The following is a 16,304-nucleotide window of genomic DNA, read 5'->3' on the forward strand; positions in this document are numbered from 1 at the left end:
CTCAGTCCTCCGTCCCGGCCGCGGCTGTCGGCCCCTCGCTGGCGGCATCGATCTCCGAGAGGACCTTCTCCGCGCGGGTCAACTCCGCCTCCAACCGGGCGCGTTCGGCCTTCTGTCCGCGCCCTAGCATCCCGATGAACACCTTGCTCTGCTCGATGGTCTTCTCCCAGACCGGGCGATGGCGGGGGTGATGGGTGGCTTGCGGGCAGCGAGCCGAGTCGCACATGCCGATCAGCGGTCGGTCTGCGGTGGGTGTCCCCGCGAGTTTCAGGCACAGAGCCTTGGCGGGGTCGGTGAACCAGCAGTAGTTCGCGGTCCCCAGGTGCAGGGTCTTGGCTCGTTTCGTGAGCATGCCGCGGACTTGCTGATCATTGGTGATCACGTTTGGCGCTGTCTGCAGCTGGTCGTCGAGCTTGCCGTCCACGCTCCGGAAGAACTCCAGCAGGTCACGGGCTCCAGGGCCGGACGGCTTGATCCCCGCGCGGGCGTTCTCCCACTCCTCGGTGACGATGGAGAGGTTCCGCTTCTCCTCCTCCTTGCCGACCTCCGCGAGGAATCGGGACTGCGATCCGCCGGGACGGTTCGCGTAGCCCTCGGTGGTGACGACCGACACGTGCTTCAGGTGGATCTTCGCGGCGAGGAGGCCGCCGGGGCGGTAGGCGAGTTCGACGGCGAGCGATCTTCTGAGCATGCGCAGATTCACCGGTCCGTCGGGGATCGGCGCGAGTCCGAGTCGCTGGCCGGCCTGACCGTTCACCCAGCGCCGGAAGCTCTTGTAGGCGGAGGCGAACCCGGACACCGTGAACAGGTGCGGGCCGGAGGAGTCGTGGAGGCTCTCGGCCAGTGCGATGGCCTCGTAGACCTCCTCGGTCACCACCCATTCGTCGTCGGTGCCGCCAAGTCCCTGGCCCTTGATGAGCTTGCCGCCGATGCGGAAGCGCCGCAGCCCCCGGTAGGACTCCTGCGGCGGTCGTCGACATCCCACCAGGAGCTCGGCGAGCTCGCTGGCTCTCATTCCGCTGACGGCCGCGGTCAGCAACAGGCATGCCGACCGCATGCGCGCGACCAGCGGGCTCGCGTCCAACTCGCCCAGTGGCGCTGTCCAAGGGACGCTTCCCTGGGCATCTGCCCTCGGCACGTGCACCGCATCACGGCCGAACGGCGCCTCGACGCCGACCGCGGCCACGGCCCGTTCCAAGTCCTCGCGCAGAAGGCTCACCCAGGGCATCGGGAAACTTCCGATGCCGGCGTCCCTGGCCACGGCGGAGAAGTTGACAGGCAGCAATGGATCGGTGGAGGCCAGGGTGCCGTTGTTGCGTCGCCTTGCGATCTGGTGTGAAGGCAACCGGTCCAGGGGTCTGCCCTCGGCGATGCGGTGCTCGATGGCGGCGAGGAGAACCTCTCGGGTCGGGCCGTCCAGCGGGCACTGGGCCCCTCCGGGCTTGCCGTCCGTCTTGGGGGTTCGCCTCCCGTCCCTGACGTAGACGGGCCTCGCCAGCAAGTCGCGCTCTCGGCGCGCATCGGCGACCTGGCCGACGAACTCGACCACATGCGGGCCCAAGCTCTGCACCATGTAGAGGCAGGCCGCGAGCAAGGGCTGTAAGACCTCCGGCGACACGACGGGGGTCGAGTTCTCCCCGTTGGCCGGCCGCTTCTTCCCTGCCACGATCGTTCCCGGCTGCCCGTTGAACGGCCGGAGTCCCTCGGCGAATTGGTCCGTGGTGAACAGCTCGTTGTAGCGGACCACATCGGCAATCGTCTGGGCGGCAGCGGCGGCCACACTCTCCTGGCGCCCCACGACCTTGCCGTCCTTGTTCCGGCGCTGGGCCCGCTCCATCACGAACGCGAAGCAGAGCTGGTCGGTCACCTCGTGCAGTGCGGTAACGCCCTGTTCAGTGAGCCAGTTCAGCCATCTGACCAGTGCATCGAACTTGAGGGCACAGGTGGTCAGGGTCCGAGGAGTTCGGTTCGCCTGGGCGAGCGTCCGTACGTGTTCGTGGTCCGGCGCCATGAGCGCGAGCACGAACTCCTTGGCCACGCGCCGCCAGCGAGGGTTGGCGATCGAGGCGAAGTCCAGGATCAGCGAGCTTCGCTGAAGGTAGGCGGGCAGTCCTATGACGTGGGTGAAGTCCCATACGTCCTGCTCGAAGACGAACGACGGCGCCCCGGAGGGCTGCTCGAATCCGCAGGTCTGGCACACATCGCACCCTGCGAAGGGCGACGCTTCCCGTTCGTGGTGTGGGTCGAGGTTGCTGATGACGTTCATGCGGTGCGTTCCTCCGGCAGGAGCGGCAGTTCGTCGTCGGTGTCGGCGACCTCGGCGGCAGCGGTCACCAGAAGGTCGGGAGCCTGGTTGCGGAAGGCGTCGAGGACTTCGTCGATGCGCTGGGCGTACGGGCCGAAGACGGCCATGAAGTGCGTGGCCTGCATCTGCTGCCACTGACGGGTGAAGTAGGCGTTGAGCCGCAGCAGGTTCGGTGCGTGACGCGGTGCGAAGACGGCGAGTGGGCACAGCAGGCAGACCCAGGGCCTCGCGGGGCAGGGTTTGCCCGCCGGGCCGTGCTGCCCCGAGAGAGGATCGGCGCAGGCCGCGACGAAGACATCGCGCTGGCCGCCGGTGAGTTCGGCGATGGCCGCCTCGTCGAGTTCCAGCTCCTTCACCAGTTGCGGGAAGCTCCCGGCGAAGTCGGCGATCTCGTCGTCGGTCATCACCTGGGGTGGATGTGCCTTGCGGAGGAGGTCGGCCTGGGCTGTCTCGATGAGCGTGTCGATGTCGTCGCGCTGGGCCACGGTGGGTGCGGCCAAGTAGCGGTCGCCCTCGATCTGCGGGCTGTGGTTCGGATCGACGGTGGCTCTGGTGCTGCCGAACCACGCCTGCCGGTCCCGTAGGGACTCGAACGTCGTGCGGATGCGGTGCCGGTGGATGCTCTTCGGTAGTCCGTCGCTTTCGGCCGTGCGCCGCCGTGCGAGCCAGGTGTTGAAGCTGGTGTGCTGGATGGGCTCGCTCTGCCAGCGATCCAGGCGGCCGTACCGCAGTTGCTGCCGCAGCCACATCTCGCCTCGCCGTTCCTCCGGCGCGAACTCCCGCAATGGAGCTGAGTGCCGAAGCCACTGTTCCAGCAACCGCACCGCCCGGCGGTTGAGGGTGAGGCTCTCTGTCGCGGTGCGGCCCTTGAGATAGCTCAGGAGGATCGTGCTGTCTCCGGCCCACTCCACGCCATCGAGGTCAAGGCCACCGATGCCGTCGGGAACGATTCCGGTGTAGACGCTGAACAGCAGCTGGTAGCCGATCGCCACCTCGGAGTCGGGGAACAGCGCCGCGCTGACATGGTGCAGCCCCCGGTACTTCTCACTCACCTTCCAGACCGGCCAGCCGTACGACAGCGCGAGCTCAGACGCGCTGACGGGCCCCTTGCGTGCGAGCAGCCAGCACACGTTCTCGAAGGTCCAGCCGTGCTCGACCGGGTCCTGGCCGCGCTCAGCCGCTTCCAGGGCCCGGCGATGCTTCGCGTACGACTCCTTGACCGCGTCTCGGCACAGCTCCTCCAACTGCCGCCATTCTCCTTCGTCGTAGGGGACCAGCGGTGCGTAGTCCTTCGCATAGTTGAAGACCCGGCCGTCGACGAACTCCCGGACTTCGGGCGCGAGCGTGGGATATGCGTCATCGAAGGCGGCGAGCATCTTACGGATCGCCGTCTCGCGACGGTGTTCGCTGCCCCACCACGCCTGGGCCAACCGCGCGCGGGTCAACCCGGCGGCCCCGCCGGTGTAGCCCTCGTCGGAGAGCGTCTCGGTGAACCACGAGATCGCGCGCGTGAAACGCTGGACGCTCTGCTGGGAATCAAGGCGGCCGTGCGGATGGATCAGCGACAGCAGCCCTGTCAACAGTTCGCGGGCCAGCTGCGGATTGTGGCCGTCCTCGACCGGAATCACAGCGTGCGTACCTCGGGTGAAGGCGCAGGAGAGGCCCAGCGGGGCATCGATCATCTCGGCCGACATCAGAAGTCCTCGCATTCATCGTCGAACTCGCTATCCGCCTCACGGTCCGCGGCGGCCTGCTCGCCCCCGAGGCCGAGTTCACAGCCGGACTGTTCGTAGGCGTCGCGGTAGATGCGGGTCATGTCCAAGCGCCGCAGGTACGACTCCGTGGTGAGCACTGAAGAGTGACCAAGGAGGTCCCGCAGCACCATCAGCGGGTCGGCCTTGGACAGGTAGAGCTTCAGCGCGGCATCGGCATCGGTCTCCTTCACCATCCGGGCCGCCTGCGCGTAGTAGCCGCTGACCATCTGTTCAAGGGTCCTGATCGAGAAGGAATGGCGGAGCCGATGGGGATGAACATGCGGGAACCGCGGCTCGAAGCGTTCACGGATCCGCTCGGAGGCACGGGCGAAAACTGTGGGCCACGCAGTGAACGGTCCGCCGTCCGGACGCACCGCCAGCAGCATCGAACCGCCGTCAGGCGCCACCAGACGACGACGTTCGGCCGGCCGCAGGGCATCCCAGGCAACCCGAACGCCGTTGACCCGGCCGCCTCGGGCATCTGCCCGGGTAACGACCAGCGGCTCCCCCAGCTCATGGGCGGCTGCCACGGAGAGCCGTCCGCCGCCAAGGGCCGGGTCAGTCGCAAGTATCGGTGCACTTCCGCGAGGGCGTCGTAGTCGATCCACGTCGTACGGAACTTCCGGCCTTTGGTCACCCCTGCGGGCACCGGGAACGGGACCGGCAACGGCGATCGCTTACGAGGGAGCGGCGGAATCTCGACCGCCAGCAAGTGCGTGAACTCCTGGCGGCGCAGGCCCGTGGACAACGCGAGACGCCCCACCGCGGCATTGCGCTCCAACTCCCGGCCCCGGTAGGAGACATCCTCCGTGCCGTCGGGCGCCAGGCCCGCCAGGGCCTTGAGGAAGAGCTCTGCGAAGTCGGCCTCCAGGTACTTGATCGTCACATGGGGCTTCGGCGTGCGGCGACGGGCCTGATTGGCCAGTTGGACCTGGGCGACGTCCCCGTATGAGGTCTGCGCCTGCTTGTAGGTGAAGGGCTCCGCGACCGCGTACCCCTCGGCGACGGCCCATCGGTAGAAGCCGCTCAGCACGCTCATGTGCTGGTTCCAGGTCGTTGCCTCGAACCGGGCGTCCAGCGGGCCGCACGAGCGGTGTACGGCGTAGGCGCTCAACGCGGCCTTCAAAGCAGGGCGTTCGCCGAACAGCGACACCCCGCGCTCCGCGAGGAACGCCATCCACTCCCGGAGTATCTGTGCGTAGTACCGCCATGTCTTCGGCGCAGGGGCCCCGTTGGCGGGCAATTCCCGGAGCCAGCGGTTGACCGCGACGGCAGGCCGTGGAACACCGGCGTCCTCGAACAGCAGGTCGTCGTCGATCAGGACGGGCATGCCTTCGGGGATCACCGGGCGTGCGGCGAGGCCCCAGGATTCCCACTCCTGTCCGGAGTAGATCGCTTGATGCATGGGGCAGGAGAGTAGTTATGAGACACGATCACAAGCAACCCCCAAACTCGCTTGTCAAGCGGCTCGGCGCCCTCCCAGGGCGCCCAAAGAGACACTGCAACTAAGCAGCAACAAAGCCCGCGAGGTAGGCGAGTTCGGCGACCGCGCCGAAGGCGGCACGGCGTACGTCTTCGGCGGGGAAGCGGGCACGGAGCATCGGCGCGGCGGTGTCGGAGAGGTAGGCGGTGACAGTTGTCAGCCCGTGGCCGCCACCGAGGCGTTCGTCGGCGGCGCTGAAGGCGGCAGTGATCTGCCGGACCACCTCGACGTCCTCCGCGCCGACCACGGTGGTGGTGGTCCTGGCGCGGAGCATGCGGGAGGTGGCCTCATGGTCGTAGCCCAGTGGCATGGCGACGCCGGCTGTGGTGAAGGTGGCGACCGCGAGGAAGCGGCGGCGCTCGACATCAGCTCTGCCGAGTTCGGTTGCCGCAATCACCGGGTCAGCGTCGCCGCGGGCGGGTGTTTCGGCGGCTAGCAAGCCGATGTCGGTAGGGGTGATGGTGCGACCGGCGCGCCGGGAGAGCGCCTCGGCGACGTATTGCGGGATCCGGCCGGAGGGGCGCCGGATGCCGTTCACCCAGTGGGAGACGCCCGACTTATTGGTGTTGACGATCTCGCCGTTCTCAGCGGCGATGCGGCGGACGTCCTTGGCCAGCGCCTCGTATGTGCAGCCGATGGCCTCGATGGTCTCGCGCAGGCGTGCGTTGGGTTCTCTGGGCGCTGCCACGGCCTCTCCGATCCAGAGCTGTAAACCGTGTATACCCCTCGGCCCCCTCACCACCGTACCCACTGTGTGTGGCGGGCGGTTCACTTATTCGCAGCCGCCCGGAACGGCAAGACCGTGTTTCAGGCTCCCCCTCGGCCGGGCGGCTCCCGCAGTTCCGTACACCGCCATGGGCCCGGGCATTCCTATGCCCCGGCCCGTCTGATGAGAGACGGAGACACGGTGACCATCATCAATACCGCGGCCATCACGGTCGAGCTGCCCGAGGCATTCGATCCGCGCTGGAGCCGCCTGTCCGGCATCCAGGTCGAGGGCCGACGCATCACCATCGACCCGGCCGAGTACTTCTTCCGATTCGAGTCCGCGAGCTGGCTCGTCGCCGACTGGGAGCTGGTGAAGTCCCGGCTGCTGCCCGTCGAGGAGACCGCGGAGAGCGCGGTCGAGCAGCTGGCACTGGAGTTCATCAAGGAGCACGCCGAGTCCACCTCGGACGCGGCCCGCGTGCTGGCCACCGCGTACGAGGTGTACGCCTACCTCTTCCGCGAGGAGCACCTGGCGGGTCTGGGCCTGCCGCAGGTCACCGCGGCGCATCTGCGGATGCTGCGCGAGGCCGCAACACTGATGGCGCTGAACAAGGTGGAGCTGGACGGGCGCATCTCCAATGTCGGCCCGTGCTGGTTCTTCCCGGCCGCCACCTCCGTCGTCTTCGACCTCGACGAGGCGATGGGCGGCCTGCTCGACGAGGTCTACCACGGAGGTTGGTTCAACGAGCACCGCCGGATCGAGTCCATCAAGGCGCATGCCGCGCTCGGCGGGCGGCTGGTGCACGGCTGCCAGTCCGTGCCGGACCAGTCCGGTGGCGTCGTCGCGCCCTACGGTGCGTCGATGGCCACCTTCTGCGAGGACTTGGCCGCCTTCAAGGCCGGGTGGATCGAACGGGTCTACGCCCACCGCGTGACCCCGGCCGCGTAACCGCTCTCGCGGCACCCGTACGGCTCCGGGGCGGGCCGGCCGTCTTCGCCCGCCCCGGACACCACCAGCTCACCTCACCGACCGGAGCACCGCCCATGGACGAGACCCTGATCGCCGAACTGCTCACCGACCTGTGCACCCTCACCACCCAACCCGCACCGCAGCGGGCGAAGGTACGGGTGTGGTCGATGTCCGGCGTCGAACGGCTGACCTTTCCCGACAGGAGCACAGCCATCTTCAAGTACGCCCAACGACCGTTCGACCGCGAGGACCAGGCCCTTCGCCTGGCCCACACCTGCGGCGTACCCGTGCCGCAGGTCCACGCCTCGGCCGTACGTGAGGGCTGGCTCGGCATGCTGCTGGAAGACCTCGGCGAGCCGGTCCGTGAGGCCGACAGCCTCGACGGTGCCGTTGCCGCGGTTGCCTTGCACGGAGCAGAGCCGGCACACGCACTGACGACGCTGGATGAGAAGGGGTTTCGAGAACTACCTCTTCGAGCCCTGGACCATCTCGGGCACCTGCGCGGGGCCGGACGCTGGCAGGACACTGACGACATCGAAACCGGCCTGGGGCAGATCGCCAAGGCCGCCGACACGCGGGCAGAGGGCGCGGCTATCGCTCCCTTCGGCTGGGTGCACTCCGAGTTCCACCCCACCAGCCTCCACCTCGGCCACCATGGTTGGCGGCTGCTGGACTTCGCCCGCGCCTTCACCGGTCCTGGCTTGCTCGACCTCGCCAGCTGGCACGGCACCATCGACACCCCCGACCCCGCACGCCTGCGCGCCTTCCTGGAGACGTACGCGGTCCAGGGCGGATCTCCCGACGCCCTGGCCCGACGTGGTGGGCTGTCGGCGGAGGCATGGGCGCTGGGATGGCACCGGATGTGGGCCATGGAGTGGTTCATGGAGCAGTCCATCCGCTGGATCAACGACCCGGCCACCGACCCCGCCTACATCAAGGTCGTCCGCCGCCACCTCACCGACATCCTCCAGCTCCTGGAGGTCTAGATGCTGGCCCAAGCCTCCCCCTGGCACGCCCACGCCCTCCAACGCACCCAGCACAAACCCGCACAGCCCCTGCCCGTCCCCCGCCGCATGGAATGGACCACCCGACCGGGACTCGGCCCCGGCTCGGAAATCCTCGGCACGGACCTGCGGCGCATGCGGGTCCTGGAACTCGGCTGCGGCCCCGGGCACAATGTCGCCTACCTCGCCGCCCGACGAGCGGCCATAGCTACCGGCGTGGACCTCGTCGGCCTCCAGGTCCGTCGTGCCCGATCCCATTACGGGCGCCTGGCCAGCGTCACCTTCGCCGCCGGCCACGCGCTCCACTATCTGGAGGCCGGAGAGGACCGCTACGACGCGATCTACTCCGTCTTCGGCGCCGTTGGCCTCGTCGACCCCAAGCTCCTGCTGCCGGCCATCGCAGACCGTCTGCGCCCAGGCCGCATCCTGGCCTTCTCCGTACCGCACCCCGCTCGGGGAGGGCGACGTCCCTCCCTCGATGACCGGCCGCTCCGGGACTACGTCGCGGTACCTGATGGCTCCCGCCTGCCGATCGCCCGCTGGGAGTTCGACACCAACCGCTGGGCCACCCACCTGGACCGTGCTGGTCTGCGGCTCACCGCGGCTCAGGAGTTCTACGGCTCTCGCAGCGGCTCCTGCCCGACCACGCTCCTCATCACCGCACGCAAGGGCTGACCCACACGCCTCACCCACCTACCCGGAGGTACCGATGCGCCTGCCCTACTTACTCATGGACATCGACGGCGTCCTGATCCCCTTTCCTCCCCGGACGGGACCACCCCGGCAACCCACGACCGCCACGACGTCCTCCCGGCCGGCCGGAACCCTGACCAGCCCGTCACGGTCTGGCTGAACCCAGCCCACGGCTCCATGCTCCTGGACCTCATCCGCGCTGAACTCTTCGTGCCGGTCTGGTGCACGAGCTGGCGCCAGGACGCCGCCACCATGATCGGGCCCTTGCTCGGCCTCCCGCCCCTCCCGTACGTCGACCTTCCCCGCCCACAGATCACGACCAGCCACCCCAACGGCTACCTGTGGAAACGCGACTACGTCGACAGCTGGCTCGGTGACGCACCGGTCGCCTGGATCGACGACGACTTCACCAGCCTCGACCACACCTGGGCCGCAGAACGTACCGCTGGCGGGCTGACGACCCTCCTGGTACAGCCTGACCCTCATGTCGGGCTGCTCCTCGAACACCTCACCCAGATCACGGCGTGGGCGGCGCAGCTGCGAAGCGCACGGACCGGCGCGGCGGACACGCCGCACGGCGCCGAAGCCGCGTGACAGAGATTCGTCAGGAAGCGCTGATGCCCTCCCCGCTCGTAGCGGCGAGGGCATCAGGTCGGAACTCAGCGATACCGACTGGAGGTACCGCTATCGATGACGACCACGTTCATCGGGCCTCGTGTTTACCGCTGTGGCCGGAGGTCGCAGTGCGATCGGCATGGGCGAAGTGCCGCGGAAGGCACTTCGTTTCTGTGCTGCCTGTGCGCGCTTGTTGGGTTGGACGGTGATGCGCCAGTTGAGGACTTCGGCGGGGCGTTCAGCCGTGTCGAGTTCCCGGCGGGCGGCCACCTCGGCGAGGAGGCGGTGGGCGTTGTGGCCGGCGCTTTCGGTCATGGCAAGGGTGGTGGTCAGGGCGGGCCAGGCGGGGTCGGTAATGATGCGGTCAGAGTGGTCGGGGAGGGCCTGACGCACGGTGGCCTCAAAGCGCTGGGTGGTCTGGGGGCGCGGGACACGTTGGGCGAGGTCTGCCAGGGCGGGCTCGGCGGCTTGGCGGTAGCCCTCCTGCAAGTGGTGGAAGGCTTCTTCGGCCGCAGCGGCCTGCTGCTCGTGGCCGCGCTGCTCGTGCCACCGGGCAGCGGCACGGGCCAGGTGCAGGGCGGTGAATACGAGAGCGATGGCGACTCCGCCCGGAACGTCGGGAGCGTAGACGAGTTCCTTGGCGGCTTGGCGAAGCTCAGTAGCAGCCTGGTGGTCGGCTCGGATTGACGAGCGGCGGGCCCGGTTGAACGCCTGTGCCGCCGCTTGCAGTTCGGCTCGGTGCGGGCCGGGGGTGTGACGCGGGCCAGATTGTGCAGGGTGTCGGCGAAGGCGTCCAGGTGGCCCTGGGCGGTAGCGGCGTCACCCGTTTCGAGCACGGTGTGGGCTGCGCGGACGGCTGATGCGGTGCGACGCCACGGGTCGGCCGGATCCGCCGCCGGTTGCGGACGGTCAGCGATCTTCTGGCCGGGGAGGCGTTCGGCCAGGCGCTTGTACGACAGGTCGGGGGCGAGTTCGGAACCACCGAAGAAAACGGTGTCGCCGGGGGCAGCCAGACTGTAGCCGTCTACCTCGCCGGTCCTGGCGCTGATGCGCGGCCTGACCTGGATGCCGAGCGAGGTAAGGACGGTGAAGTAGTCGTCGGTGCTCTGGACAGCGGCGGCAACCGCGTACGCGCGTTCGCGCAGCCACTCCCGCGCGGTCACCTCCTGACCTTGCCGCTCGGCCTTGGCCCGCTCCGCCCCGGTGGGCGTCTTGGGGGCGGTCAGGTCGCCGGACTTGAGGCGGCGTAGGCCGTACTCGGTCTCGATTTTCCGGCACTCCTTCTGGGCTCGCCAACCGTCCCGGTTCGTACGCGGGCGGCGGCCGTCGGCGCGGACGGTGGTGGCCAGGATGTGAATGTGGTCATCCGCGTGCCGCACGGCGATCCACCGGCATGCCTGGGCGTCTCCTTCGGGGGCAATGCCAGCGGCGGCGACGACGCGACGGGCGACCTCGGCCCACTCGACATCGCTCAGGTAGCGGTCACCGGGCGCGGTGCGCACCGGGCAGTGCCACACGTGCTTGGGTGGCTTGGTGCCGAGTTCGCGTGTGCGCAGGTCGACGTGGTGGTCGAGGCGCTTGGCGAGCAGGCTGAAGGTGGCACGCCGGTCACGGCCGGGGTCGGGGGCGCCGGCCATGTCCCAGGCGGCCACGATGTGCGGGTCGGTGTGTTCCTCGCGCCGCCCCTTGTCGAACAGGTACTTGATCAGGCCGCGGGTGTCGGAGCCGGTGGATACATCAGGCACCACGCGCGGCACCTTCCTCCATGAGCTTGTCCGTCAACTGGTAGCTGCGCTCGATGGCCCGACCTACGTGGTCGAGTACGGCCTCGGCCTGGTCGGGGATGGTTCCGCTGTTGATGGCCATGGTGATCTGGTTGAGGTTGTTGCCGATGCGGTTGAGCGCGGTGACGTGCGCCTCGACGGCCTCCACCACGGGGCGGGCCGGGTCGTCTTCCGGGCTGCCGGTCAGGGTGGTCTGGCCTAGGGCGACGGCGAGTGCGGCGTCGCCGACGAACCCGGCGAACTTCTGACCGCGCCGCGAAGCCTCCGCAGCGATGATGCGGACCGCGGTGGGGGTGAAGCGGATGGTCTTGTCCTGGTCGCGCTTCTCGGTGGTGCGCTTGCGGTTCATCAGCGCGGGCAGGGTCGGGGCGTCGGGCTCGCGCCACGAGGGGGTCTCGACGGGCGGCGCGGCGTCGGCAGGCGGCTCGACAGGCACAGTGCCGGAAGGGACAGCGTTGGGCTGGGCCACCCCTCCCCTGGCTCGGGCGTCCGCTGGCGCCCGGCTTCCTCCTCCGCCACCCCAGGGGCGGGGGCAAGCGCGGACGAAGCCTCGTTAGAGGCTCGTTCGCTCCAACTTGCTGCTGTTCGTCGGCCCAGGCCGAACCATCCCCTGCGGCGGCGCGAAGGGGTGGAGTCGTTGGTGCGGTTGTCGTGCATGGTGGTGCTCCGGTGGCATGTGCGTTGGTGGTGTCACGTCCGTTGCATCCGTCGCAGGGCTGGTCAGCACAGGTACGGACACACGGACAGGTACGGAGAGATGCGTCCCGGAAAGGCGATCCGTCCCCGCGCTGACCTGCGCGGGGACGGATGCGACGCAGTGATACGGACTCAGGCTGGGGTCAGCGGGCGCGCTCGGGGCCGGGAAATTCCCTGGAGGTCCGACGGGCGGCAGCGTGTGTACCACCGAGCGCGCGGGCGCGGCGCCGTGTGCCGGTTCGGGCGCGGTCTCAGTGAGATCGGGGCAGTGGCGGGCCCAGGCGTCGAGGAAGCGGTTGCGCATGTATGCCTTGGCCTGCTTGTCCTTGGTGAACCGGTAATTGGCCGAGCTGATGCCGAAATCCCGCAGCAGGTTGCCCAGGTGGTAGGCGTTCAGGCCCTTGGTGCCATACTCCGCCCACGGGCCATCCACATCTTGGATCAGAGCAGCAACCAGATCCTGCGTGGCCAGGACCTCAGGGTCCTGGTTCTCGGCGAAGATGCGGTGGATGTCACGCAGCAGTCGCGTCTTCAGGCTGCTCTGCTCGTCCTGGACGGCCTCGTACCGGGTCATCATGAGGCAGGCCGCGCGGGCCTTGTCCGGCCAGTGACCACCGGCCAGGTCAGCGACGATGACCAACGGCTCCCAGGTGTCCGCGGCCCGGTCTTCGACCGGCATCCTTGGCACCATACGGGCGGCCGTCCCGCGCAGCGGCCCCAGCCAGGCGGCCAGCCCGTCGCGCAGCGCGTTGAGTTCGGGCTTGGCGTAGCGCGAGCGGAACGGGGTGATCTTCTCGCCGGGCTTGCGCTTCTGCATCCGCAGCACGACCGCCCGGTCCATGATCGTGTCCGGCAGGTCGCCGATCCCCGCGATCGCGGCCATGGCGAAGGTCGGATACGGGGTGGGCTTGTGTTCTGGTCCGGAGATGCGCCAGGCGGGCCGGTTGCGCTGGTGCCCGGCGTTCAGCAGGCCACGCAGGTCCTCCTTGTCACCCGCCTTGGGGCCGAAGATGGTGTCGGCCTCGTCCACCAGCAGCGTGGGCGGGTTCTTGCCGATGACCCTGAAGACCACCGCCGGGGAGGTGTTCACGGTCATCATCGGCTGGTGGACGGTCTCGTGGAGCACGTCCAGGACGCGGGACTTGCCGGCCCCCTTGGTCGCCGCGACCACCGCGAGGCGGGGCGCGTGCTGCAGGGCGGGCTGAATGTGGGAGGCCGCCACCCACAGGGTGACCGCGGTCAGTGCCTCCTCGCTCGGCGCCACCACGTACCGGCCGATCGCCGACCGCAACTCGTCCAGCAGTGTGGCCCCGTCACCGGTCGCCTCGACGCCGGCACCGTCGTGGCCTCCGTCCTCCTGCCCGGCGTCAGGGGCGGCCACGGTTCCGCGCTGCGCGGTCTCCGCCGCAGGGCCGCTGGTCCGCAGTGGCTGGTGGGGACCACGGTCACCATCGCAGTCTTCTGGTGCACCGCTCGTGTCGTGAGGATCGATGCCCGCATCCGGAACCAGCGGACCGAGACCAGAGCCCTGGTCCGCACTCGGGAGGCGATCTGGTCCGCCGGGACCGGTGTGGTCCGCGGCCCGTGGTCCGGTCCGCGCGTCGCTGACCTGCTTCTTGTCTGCTCCTGCGGCGGTCTGGAACGGAGTCGGTAGCGTGGTCCGCGCCTCGTCGACGGATCGGTCCGCGCCCTCGGATGGCTGCGGACCAACGCCGTGGTCCGGTTGGCCCGTGGTCCGCACTACAGGGGACTGTATGTCGAGCTCGTCCGGACGGCGCCCGGGAATGCCCTGACCGGGGACCGCGACCTACGGCCACACGACCTTGGAGGATGTGTTCGAAGCAGCGGGGGACGTAGAGTCGCCCATGGATGTTCCTCTCTGGTGAGAAGCAGGGCGGGCGAAGCCCCGCCTCTCACCGGTTCGTTTGTTCAGGAAAGGGCAGCGAGTTGGGGAGCCGGCCCTCGGCGTTGGCGCGCCGGGGGCCGCACTGTTTCGGTGCCGGTCAGGCCGTGAGGTCGTACGTGGCCTGGGCTGCGAGCCATTCGTCCACCTCCGGCCAGCGGTAGCGCAGGTGGCGGCCGACCTTGAGGGTGTTCGGGCCCGTACGGCGGTGCCGCCACTGATAGAGGGTCTTCACCGGCACACCGAGGTAGGCGGCGACCTCCTCCGGCGTGGCCAGCGGGGTGCGGCTCGTGCTGCCGGTAGCGATTGCGGGGCGAGGGTTTCGGGGCATGGGTCTCCTTCACGGGATTAGGGGGCTGGACATGATGACCACAGTTTTCCTGCCGCATCCAGCGGCATTGTGCAGAGCTTTCGCGGCCCCACCAAACGGCACATCGCCGACTGGACTGTCACCGTAAAAGCAAATCCCCTGTTGATCTTCATCGCCGAAAAATCAGAGTCCCACCTGACCGATTACCACCGGAAGGTCCGGGCGGAACCGATCAACCCTCCCAGAGAGAACCACGAGGCCAGGAGGGTGCTGTGACGAGCGGCGATGCCTGTCGCCGCAGCGGCGACGCGGGACCATAGCACAAAATTCCGGCTTCACTGAATCGCTCATCCCGACTCTCGAATTACCCGTCGGATGCGAGTTATGGAAATTTTCAGAGTCACCACTTGCCACGGCCCGGTAATTCGAGTTACAGCTTTCTGTCATGGCAACACGACCCATCGAAATAGGTCCGGCCGGAAGCCAGGCCGCCCGCGCCATTGAGAGCCTGCGCCTGGCGCGTGATCTCTCCCAGAACCAGCTCGCCCAACGCTGCACCGCACTGGGTCGGCCACTGACCAACATCGCCCTCAGTCGCACCGAGCGCGCCCGCCGCCGCTGCGACATCGACGACCTCGTCACCATCGCCGCCGCCCTCGGCATACCCCCGGCTGCCCTTCTGCCCCGGTGGACGGAGCTCGGCGTCACCTCCCGCTCCGCAGCTCAGCCCCTCAACCTCGTGCAGGAGGCCCTCCTTGGCTGAGCCGTACGACCGCTGGCACAAGAAGCGGCCGCAACCCGGCGAGGAGAAGTGCAGGGCCCACGGCAAGGTCCCGTCCAGTGAGCACGGGCGCGGAAAGCGCTGGCTGGCGCGGTGGCGTGACCCCGACGGGCAGCAGCAAAGCGAAAGTTTTGATCGCTACGAGGACGCGCGCCAGCACCTGACGCGGATGCGCGGGGCCGTCGACGACGGTACGTACATCGCCCCGAAGAACGGCGACACGCTGTTCAAGACGGTCGCCAAGCAGTGGCTGGCGAACCAGACGTTCAGCAACCCCGGACGTATCACCAGTACGAGTCCCGCGTCCGGAACCACATCATCGGGCCCCTGGGAGATCTCAAGCTGAGGCAGGTCAAGGCGTCCACGGTCCAGACGTGGATCAAACGCCGGCTACAGGTGCTCGACGGCACCACCGTCGGCCTGGTCTTCACCCACCTGTCCTCCATCCTCACCATGGCGGTGGACGACGACCTGATCCCGAAGAACCCTTGCGACACCGGATCCGTCAAACGCGTGAAGCCCAGGCGGTCGAAGAAGGCGTCCAAGGACGTGCCGCTCTCACGGGAGCAGACGGACGACCTGCGCAAGCACCTGCCGGATCGCTACCAGGCTGCGGTCGACTGTGGTCGTGGCCTCGGGATGCGGCAGGGCGAGATATTCGGCTTCAGCCCGGACGACGTGGACTGGTCGGAGGACGACAAGACCGTCCACATCTGCCGCCAGATCACGCATCACCGCGGCACGCTTGTCTTCGCGCCACCCAAGGGCGGTGCCAAGGACGACCCGAAGGACCGCCGGGCCCCTCTCGACGAGGATCTGGCGACGCTCCTACGCGCGCACATGCGGGAGTTTCCCGCGGTCGAGGTCACGCTGCCATGGCTGGAAAAGGACGGCGAGCTGGTCACCGTGCGCCTCATGTTCACCACACGCGAGCGCAAGGCGCTCAACAAGAACTACTTCAACTACCTCTGGAAGGCGGCCTTGGAGGCGAGCGACGCCATCAAGGCGGTGAACGACAAGCCGGTCGGCAAGGGCCGCAAGTGGGAGGAGTGCCGCGACAAGATGATGCACGCCCTGCGTCACCTGTTCGCCTCGAAAGCGATCAAGGAGGGCGTGGACGTCTACACGCTGGCCGACCTGCTTGGCCACGAGGATCCCGCCTTCACCCTGCGCCGTTATGTCCATCGAGTAGGCGACGCGGCCGAGAAGGCGCGCAGGGCGATCGGCCGACGATATCGAGTCGCTGCATAGTCTCTTCCACGCCTGATTCCGGGTCTCACCGGGAAGGTTGCGCGAAG

Annotated in this window: 12 protein-coding genes and 4 pseudogenes; 7 read left to right on the forward strand and 9 right to left on the reverse strand. The window is 68.4% G+C overall.

The window, feature by feature from the left end:
* Position 1 precedes the first annotated feature (1 nt).
* From ACEXOX_RS15180 to ACEXOX_RS15200, 5 genes and pseudogenes are all read right to left on the reverse strand, one after another.
* Positions 2-2,266 (reverse strand): site-specific integrase, encoded by a 2,265-nt coding sequence (locus ACEXOX_RS15180; protein ID WP_406521158.1) that lies wholly within the window; start codon positions 2,264-2,266, stop codon positions 2-4.
* A complete protein-coding gene (locus ACEXOX_RS15185; RefSeq protein ID WP_406521159.1) occupies positions 2,263-3,999 on the reverse strand; it encodes a hypothetical protein in 1,737 nt (578 codons plus the stop codon). The genes ACEXOX_RS15180 and ACEXOX_RS15185 overlap by 4 nt, the downstream gene beginning before the upstream one ends.
* Complete coding sequence (locus ACEXOX_RS15190) at positions 3,999-4,286, reverse strand: hypothetical protein (protein WP_406521160.1); 288 nt, start codon at positions 4,284-4,286, stop codon at positions 3,999-4,001. The genes ACEXOX_RS15185 and ACEXOX_RS15190 overlap by 1 nt, the downstream gene beginning before the upstream one ends.
* Positions 4,247-5,464: a tyrosine-type recombinase/integrase gene (locus ACEXOX_RS15195; RefSeq protein ID WP_406521162.1), complete on the reverse strand. Its 1,218-nt coding sequence runs from the start codon at positions 5,462-5,464 to the stop codon at positions 4,247-4,249. The genes ACEXOX_RS15190 and ACEXOX_RS15195 overlap by 40 nt, the downstream gene beginning before the upstream one ends.
* A 112-nt stretch (positions 5,465-5,576) precedes the next feature.
* Positions 5,577-6,230 (reverse strand): annotated as a pseudogene (locus tag ACEXOX_RS15200) (tetratricopeptide repeat protein); the annotation flags it as partial.
* Positions 6,231-6,449: 219 nt separating this feature from the next.
* Here ACEXOX_RS15200 and ACEXOX_RS15205 point away from each other — a divergent pair.
* The 4 genes and pseudogenes from ACEXOX_RS15205 to ACEXOX_RS15220 all read left to right on the forward strand — a co-directional run bounded on the left by ACEXOX_RS15205 (position 6,450) and on the right by ACEXOX_RS15220 (position 9,511).
* Positions 6,450-7,199 carry a hypothetical protein gene (locus ACEXOX_RS15205; protein ID WP_406521164.1) on the forward strand — a complete coding sequence of 250 codons (750 nt, stop codon included), beginning with the start codon at positions 6,450-6,452 and terminating at the stop codon, positions 7,197-7,199.
* A gap of 95 nt (positions 7,200-7,294) precedes the next feature.
* Positions 7,295-8,206 (forward strand): aminoglycoside phosphotransferase family protein, encoded by a 912-nt coding sequence (locus tag ACEXOX_RS15210; protein ID WP_406521166.1) that lies wholly within the window; start codon positions 7,295-7,297, stop codon positions 8,204-8,206.
* Positions 8,207-8,899, forward strand: a complete 693-nt coding sequence (locus tag ACEXOX_RS15215; protein ID WP_406521167.1) for a class I SAM-dependent methyltransferase — start codon at positions 8,207-8,209, stop codon at positions 8,897-8,899. It begins immediately after the preceding gene.
* A gap of 34 nt (positions 8,900-8,933) precedes the next feature.
* A pseudogene (locus ACEXOX_RS15220) lies at positions 8,934-9,511 on the forward strand (HAD domain-containing protein).
* A 90-nt stretch (positions 9,512-9,601) separates the two neighbouring features.
* Here the strand turns inward: ACEXOX_RS15220 and ACEXOX_RS15225 are convergent.
* The 4 genes and pseudogenes from ACEXOX_RS15225 to ACEXOX_RS15240 form a co-directional block, all read right to left on the reverse strand.
* Positions 9,602-11,280, reverse strand: a pseudogene (locus ACEXOX_RS15225) (relaxase/mobilization nuclease domain-containing protein).
* Positions 11,270-11,752, reverse strand: coding sequence for a plasmid mobilization relaxosome protein MobC (gene mobC / locus ACEXOX_RS15230; RefSeq protein WP_406521169.1), 483 nt, complete (start codon positions 11,750-11,752; stop codon positions 11,270-11,272). Before mobC ends, ACEXOX_RS15225 begins: the two are co-directional and overlap by 11 nt.
* Before the next feature lie 399 nt (positions 11,753-12,151).
* Positions 12,152-13,303 (reverse strand): annotated as a pseudogene (locus ACEXOX_RS15235) (DUF3631 domain-containing protein); the annotation flags it as partial.
* A 712-nt stretch (positions 13,304-14,015) separates the two neighbouring features.
* Entirely contained in the window at positions 14,016-14,246 is a 231-nt protein-coding gene (locus tag ACEXOX_RS15240) for a helix-turn-helix transcriptional regulator (RefSeq protein WP_406521171.1), read from the reverse strand.
* Between the two features lie 424 nt (positions 14,247-14,670).
* Here ACEXOX_RS15240 and ACEXOX_RS15245 point away from each other — a divergent pair, with 424 nt between their 5' ends.
* The 3 genes from ACEXOX_RS15245 to ACEXOX_RS15255 are packed head-to-tail and all read left to right on the forward strand — an operon-like array spanning position 14,671 to position 16,257.
* Positions 14,671-14,988: a helix-turn-helix domain-containing protein gene (locus ACEXOX_RS15245; protein WP_406521173.1), complete on the forward strand. Its 318-nt coding sequence runs from the start codon at positions 14,671-14,673 to the stop codon at positions 14,986-14,988.
* Positions 14,981-15,352 (forward strand): hypothetical protein, encoded by a 372-nt coding sequence (locus tag ACEXOX_RS15250; RefSeq protein WP_406521175.1) that lies wholly within the window; start codon positions 14,981-14,983, stop codon positions 15,350-15,352. Before ACEXOX_RS15245 ends, ACEXOX_RS15250 begins: the two co-directional genes overlap by 8 nt.
* Entirely contained in the window at positions 15,253-16,257 is a 1,005-nt protein-coding gene (locus tag ACEXOX_RS15255) for a tyrosine-type recombinase/integrase (RefSeq protein ID WP_406521176.1), read from the forward strand. The genes ACEXOX_RS15250 and ACEXOX_RS15255 overlap by 100 nt, the downstream gene beginning before the upstream one ends.
* Positions 16,258-16,304 lie beyond the last annotated feature (47 nt).

It is taken from the genome of Streptomyces sp. Ac-502 (assembly GCF_045222935.1).
Classification (GTDB): Bacteria; Actinomycetota; Actinomycetes; order Streptomycetales; family Streptomycetaceae; genus Streptomyces; species Streptomyces monomycini.

What these genes read in the sequence shown, in the direction of transcription:
- ACEXOX_RS15180 (WP_406521158.1), bottom strand. Translation starts at nt 2,266, where the DNA reads ATGAACGTCATCAGCAACCTCGACCCACACCACGAACGGGAAGCGTCG.
- ACEXOX_RS15185 (WP_406521159.1), bottom strand. Translation starts at nt 3,999, where the DNA reads ATGTCGGCCGAGATGATCGATGCCCCGCTGGGCCTCTCCTGCGCCTTC.
- ACEXOX_RS15190 (WP_406521160.1), bottom strand. Translation starts at nt 4,286, where the DNA reads ATGGTCAGCGGCTACTACGCGCAGGCGGCCCGGATGGTGAAGGAGACC.
- ACEXOX_RS15195 (WP_406521162.1), bottom strand. Translation starts at nt 5,464, where the DNA reads ATGCATCAAGCGATCTACTCCGGACAGGAGTGGGAATCCTGGGGCCTC.
- ACEXOX_RS15210 (WP_406521166.1), top strand. Translation starts at nt 7,295, where the DNA reads ATGGACGAGACCCTGATCGCCGAACTGCTCACCGACCTGTGCACCCTC.
- ACEXOX_RS15215 (WP_406521167.1), top strand. Translation starts at nt 8,207, where the DNA reads ATGCTGGCCCAAGCCTCCCCCTGGCACGCCCACGCCCTCCAACGCACC.
- ACEXOX_RS15240 (WP_406521171.1), bottom strand. Translation starts at nt 14,246, where the DNA reads ATGCCCCGAAACCCTCGCCCCGCAATCGCTACCGGCAGCACGAGCCGC.
- ACEXOX_RS15245 (WP_406521173.1), top strand. Translation starts at nt 14,671, where the DNA reads ATGGCAACACGACCCATCGAAATAGGTCCGGCCGGAAGCCAGGCCGCC.